Annotated in this window: 2 protein-coding genes; both read left to right on the top strand. The window is 58.9% G+C overall.

Translation table 11 applies throughout. From position 1 onward, the window contains the following. Positions 1-192: 192 nt before the first annotated feature. Complete coding sequence (locus tag LKE08_RS09635) at positions 193-891, top strand: YdcF family protein (protein ID WP_324704006.1); 699 nt, start codon at positions 193-195, stop codon at positions 889-891. Between the two features lie 866 nt (positions 892-1757). Beyond that, a complete protein-coding gene (locus LKE08_RS09640; protein WP_324704007.1) occupies positions 1758-4880 on the top strand; it encodes an ABC transporter transmembrane domain-containing protein in 3123 nt (1040 codons plus the stop codon). Positions 4881-5021: the final 141 nt, after the last annotated feature.

Raw genomic sequence — 5021 nt, forward strand, 5'->3', positions numbered from 1 at the left:
GACTCAAGCCGCCGTTCGTTTTTCCTCCCTGCTCTAAAGAGACAGAGCTTCCAAACGTATCGGAGATTTTACGTGAATTGCAAGCGACAACCGGAGACGGTTGCCCCTAAACCTTACACCCTATCCCCAAATTCCGGAACAACCCGATCGCGATCGGCTCAAATAAGATAGAAACGGAATCCCCCGACTGCCATGAGTCCCCACCGCCCGAAACGCTCCTCCCTCCGACGGTACCGCCGCATTTTGCTTGCGGGTGCGATCGCATTGATCCTGGTTCTGAGCTCGTCCGTGGCCCGCAACCTGCTGACGCTGCGATCGGCTTCCAACGTACCCGTCGATGCCTTTTTCGTGCTCGGCGGCAGCATCCGCCGGGAAATTTACGTCTCCCAACTGGCGAAACAATCTCCCGAAATTCCGATCCTGATTTCCACCGGATCGGATGATCCCTGTGTCGTCGAGTTATTCGATCGCATCGATGCCCCCCCAGACCGCGTGTGGCTGGAAAAATGCGCGGATTCGACATTCGGCAACTTTTTCTTCGCCCAACCCCTCCTCAGCCGCTGGGGCGTCCACCACGTCAAAATGCTCACCTCCCGCACCCACCTCCCCAGGGCGGCGTGGATGGCCCGCATCGTGTTGGGTTCCCACGGCATTTGGGTGGACGTGGAATTGGTGGCGGAATCGGGGGTTCCGGGAAACCGGGAATCCGCCCTCAAAACCGCCCTGGACGTGACCCGGGCGACGCTGTGGGCGTTCCTTTCTCAGATTTGGCAACCGAATTGCGACAATGTGGTTCGCCTCCCCGACGTCGATCTCGCCGCCTGGTGCGAGGACGGGTTTAGCTGCGAGTACCAGGGGGGGGTCGATCCGGAGTCCATTTGCGCCGAGTGAGGGCGGGGAACCTCCGGTTTCATCCCGTCAATTTCTATCTGGAGACAGAGGCCGGCATTCCCAATCCCGGCCCGATTGTTGCCAACTCAAATCGAACTGTTGTATCAGACTGATTGATATAAACATGGGTCGGGTTTGATGGGGAACCCCGTGACTGAAACTCGGCGACAATCTTTACATTGCCTCGACTCCTCAAATCCCGGAAACCCCCATCAAAAAAGGGATGCAACCGATTGTTTTGAAAAACTTATATAAAGTCAACTTCGGACGAATATAAAACTTTTATTAAAGGGATTGCACGGTTGCTTAAAGCTTGATATAAAACCTTGTATGCCGGATTTATGTAGAAAATTAGAATCAATCAGGTCCATCGTTCCTCTGATATCTTGTCTGTCATCTCAGTGCCAGATTCCCAACCTGATCCAATCGTTCGGGATGGGATTGGGTTCGTGGATATCTGAGGTCTTCAACTCTCCGGTTTCGCGAGTTTTGGACTTCACCCCAAAAGGAAGGTACGTTGTAAGATTTTTATCGCTTCTGTTCTCGCGCACTTTGCCGATCATTAAATAATTTTTGTCCCAACTCATTACTACACCCGATTGATGCGCTGAAATACCGGTCAATTGGGGGTCGAGCAGAAGGCGAAGATCTTGTCAACGTCTGATGGGGGGGACGGTACCCTTCCCCATCTGGGTTTCCAATCCGTGGGAGCGTGACCGGTCATTCACCGGCTTCCGCCGGAGGCATCGAGCTCTAAATCTCAATTCCCTATCAACCGGATTGGGACACCGATCGCCTTTCAGTTCGACCCCCGATCCAGAAGACAGCCTCTCCCTCTGTCAACTGCCTATTTCGTAGTGAAACTTATGATCAATACAAACTTTCCGGTTGCGAAAACCGAAACTGACACCAACCCAGTGCAGGTTCTCGAACGCACCCGCCAAGCCTTTCAAGCGTTGCTGACGGAGGCGAATGCCGCTCCGGACGCAGCAACCCATCTCAGCCAATTTGTGGAGTTTGGCCGGACTTACGAACTCGGGGAAGCGATCCTCGAATATTCCCCCGCAACTCTATCATCTGACAAAACTTCCGGTTCTGCTGTTCACTCCGAACACAATCACAAAAAAAGTTTGTATTTAGTCTGTGGGGGGCGGGTGCGCCTGCTGGCCTTCGATCGCGCCAAGGAACGGGAAGTCTCCGTGGACGTGCTCGGACCGGGGGATTGTTTTGGGGGAGATTGGGAACCGTGCGATCGCCCCCGGTTCCCCTACCAGGCCGTCGCCGCCTCCAACGCCGAAATCGCCCGCCTGAACCTGGGTTCAATTTCGCTCCCGGAATTGGAAGCCCACCTGCAAACCGTGGCCCGACGGCGATCGCACCTGATCTTCTTCAAAACCCAAACCGACCTGCGATCGCGCCCCAGTCGCTATTTGAAAGCCATCCTCCCCGAGGTTGCCCAACGGCACCTCGAAGCCGGAACCCCCGTGGGGACCCTCTCGGGCGGCGATCCCGCCCGCTTCTGGCTCTACGGCGGCGAAATCGACGGGACACCCGCCGCCCCCAATGTCGGGGACGGGTGGGGACCCGAACCGCCGCCGGAAAGCTGGGTGGCGCGGAGTGCGGCGATCGTGTTGAGCCTGCCCCAGGGCGACTGGGACACCCTCTCCCCCGATACGGCGAACCGACAGAACGGCGGCAAAATGTCGGCGAAAGTCCCCAAAATTGCCCCGGCCTTACCCGCCCCCAAACCCGCCGCGGAAGCCCCGGCGGCCCTCAAAGACCCTTCCCAAGCCCCGGCGCTGAACTTTCCCAAACCGAAGCGCCGCCGTCCCTGGGGAGGCTTCTTGCGCTCCGATCCCTTTGTAGAGCAGCAAAGTTCCTCCGACTGCGGCGCGGCCTGTCTGGCGATGATCAGCCGGTACTGGGGGAAAGATTTCGGCCTCAACCGGCTCCGCAACCTGGCCGGCGTGGGGCGCTCCGGTGCCTCCCTGAAAGGGCTGGCGCGGGCGGCGGAAAGCCTGGGCTACCAAGCCCGACCCGTGCGGGCCAGCCTCACGCGCCTCGAAGACGAAAAACATCCCTGGATCGCCCACTGGCAGGGCGACCATTACATCGTCGTCTACCGGGTGCGGGGAAAACAGGTCTGGGTGGGCGACCCGGCCCAGGGAAAACGGAAACTGTCGCGATCGCAATTTCTCGACGGCTGGACGGGCTACGCCCTGCTCCTGGAGGCCACCGAGCGCCTCGACGAAGTGCCCAACCAAAAGCGATCGCTCGGCCGGTTCATGGGCCTGCTGTGGCCCCACCGCTCCCTCGGCCTGCAAATCATCCTGATTTCCATCCTCGTCCAACTGTTCGGGGTGGTCACGCCCCTGCTGACCCAGATCATCCTCGATCGCGTCGTGGTCAACAACAGCGTCACCAGCCTGCACGTCTTCGCCCTCGGCGCCCTGATCTTCGGGCTGTGGAGTTTGGGCCTCTCGTCGGTCCGCCAATATCTCCTCAGCTACCTCTCCAACCGCCTCGACCTGACGATGATCTCCGGCTTCATCCGCCACGCCCTCTCCCTGCCCCTGAGCTTCTTTGAAACCCGCCGGGTGGGGGACATCATCACCCGGGTTCAGGAAAACCAAAAAATCCAGCGATTCCTGATCGGCCAAATTCTCCTGGCTTGGCTCAACCTGGTGACGGGATTTGTCTACCTGGGCTTGATGCTCTACTACAACTGGCGCCTGACGGTACTCATCCTCGGCCTGATCCCGCCCATCGTCATCGTCACCCTGGTTTCGACCCCCCTGCTGCGCCGGATGTCGCGCAAAGTCTTCAACGCCGTCGCCGACCAAAACTCCACCCTCGTGGAGATGATGACGGGGGTGCAGACCCTCAAATCCGTCGCCGCCGAGCAGGAGTTGCGCTGGCGCTGGGAAGACCGGCTCACCAAGCAACTCAACGCCCGGTTTGAGGGGCAGAAGTTGGGGATCAACCTGGGATTGATCAGCCAGGCCATCAACACCGTCGGCAGTACGGCCCTGCTGTGGTTCGGGGTGATGATGGTGATTCAGGGAGACCTGACCATCGGCCAGTTCTTCGCCTTCAACATGATGCAGGGCAAGGTGATCAGCCCGGTTCTGTCCCTGGTCGGCCTCTGGGACGAACTCCAGGAGGTGCTGATTTCGGTGGAGCGGCTCAACGACGTCTTCGACAGCGAACCGGAGGAAGATCCCCGGCACCCGCTGCTGGTACTCTCCTCGGTGGAGGGGAACGTGCGGTTCGAGGACGTCACCTTCCGCTATTCGGACGATGCCGAAGTCAATACCCTGCAAAACCTGTCTTTTGAGGTGCAGCGGGGGCAGACGGTGGCGATCGTCGGGCGCAGCGGTTCCGGGAAAAGTACCCTGGTGAAGTTGTTGCAGCGGTTGTACCTGCCCAGCAGCGGCCGCATCTCGGTGGACGGACACGATGTCAGTCACATTTCTCCCCAGTCCCTGCGCCAACATATGGGGGTGGTGCCGCAGGAGTGCTATTTATTTTCCGGGACGATCGAGGAAAATATCGCCCTGTACCGGGACGAGTACGATTTGGAAGATGTGGTGGAGGCGGCCAAGTTGGCGGAGGCCCACGCCTTCATCCAGAGTTTGCCCTTGGGGTACAACACCAAGGTCGGGGAGCGGGGGTCGAGTTTGTCCGGGGGACAGCGGCAGCGGGTCGCGATCGCCCGGGCCCTGTTGGGGAAACCGCCGATCCTGGTTTTGGACGAGGCGACGAGTTCGTTGGATACGGAGAGTGAACAGCGATTTCAGCGGAATTTGGAACAACTCAGCCGCGATCGCACTACGTTTATCATCGCCCACCGCCTCTCGACGGTTCGCAACGCTGACCTGATTTTGGTCCTCGATCGCGGCGTTTTGGTGGAGCGGGGCAACCACGACGAGTTGATCGCGATCGGGGGGTTGTACCACCACCTCGCCCAGCAGCAACTCGACCTTTAAAAGCCATCGAAATCCGTCGGTTTTACGGGCGACGATCGGCAGGGGGAGTGCAGCTAAACTCCCTCTATAGCGCTGCGCGCGGTCCTCGGCAGTCGGTATTAGGGAGTCGGAAACTGAAACGGCTTTTCTATAAGGGTTTGA

It is taken from the genome of Lyngbya sp. CCY1209 (genome assembly GCF_035615495.1).
Classification (GTDB): Bacteria; Cyanobacteriota; Cyanobacteriia; order Cyanobacteriales; family Microcoleaceae; genus Limnospira.

What these genes read in the sequence shown, in the direction of transcription:
- LKE08_RS09640 (WP_324704007.1), top strand. Translation starts at nt 1,758, where the DNA reads ATGATCAATACAAACTTTCCGGTTGCGAAAACCGAAACTGACACCAAC.
- LKE08_RS09635 (WP_324704006.1), top strand. Translation starts at nt 193, where the DNA reads ATGAGTCCCCACCGCCCGAAACGCTCCTCCCTCCGACGGTACCGCCGC.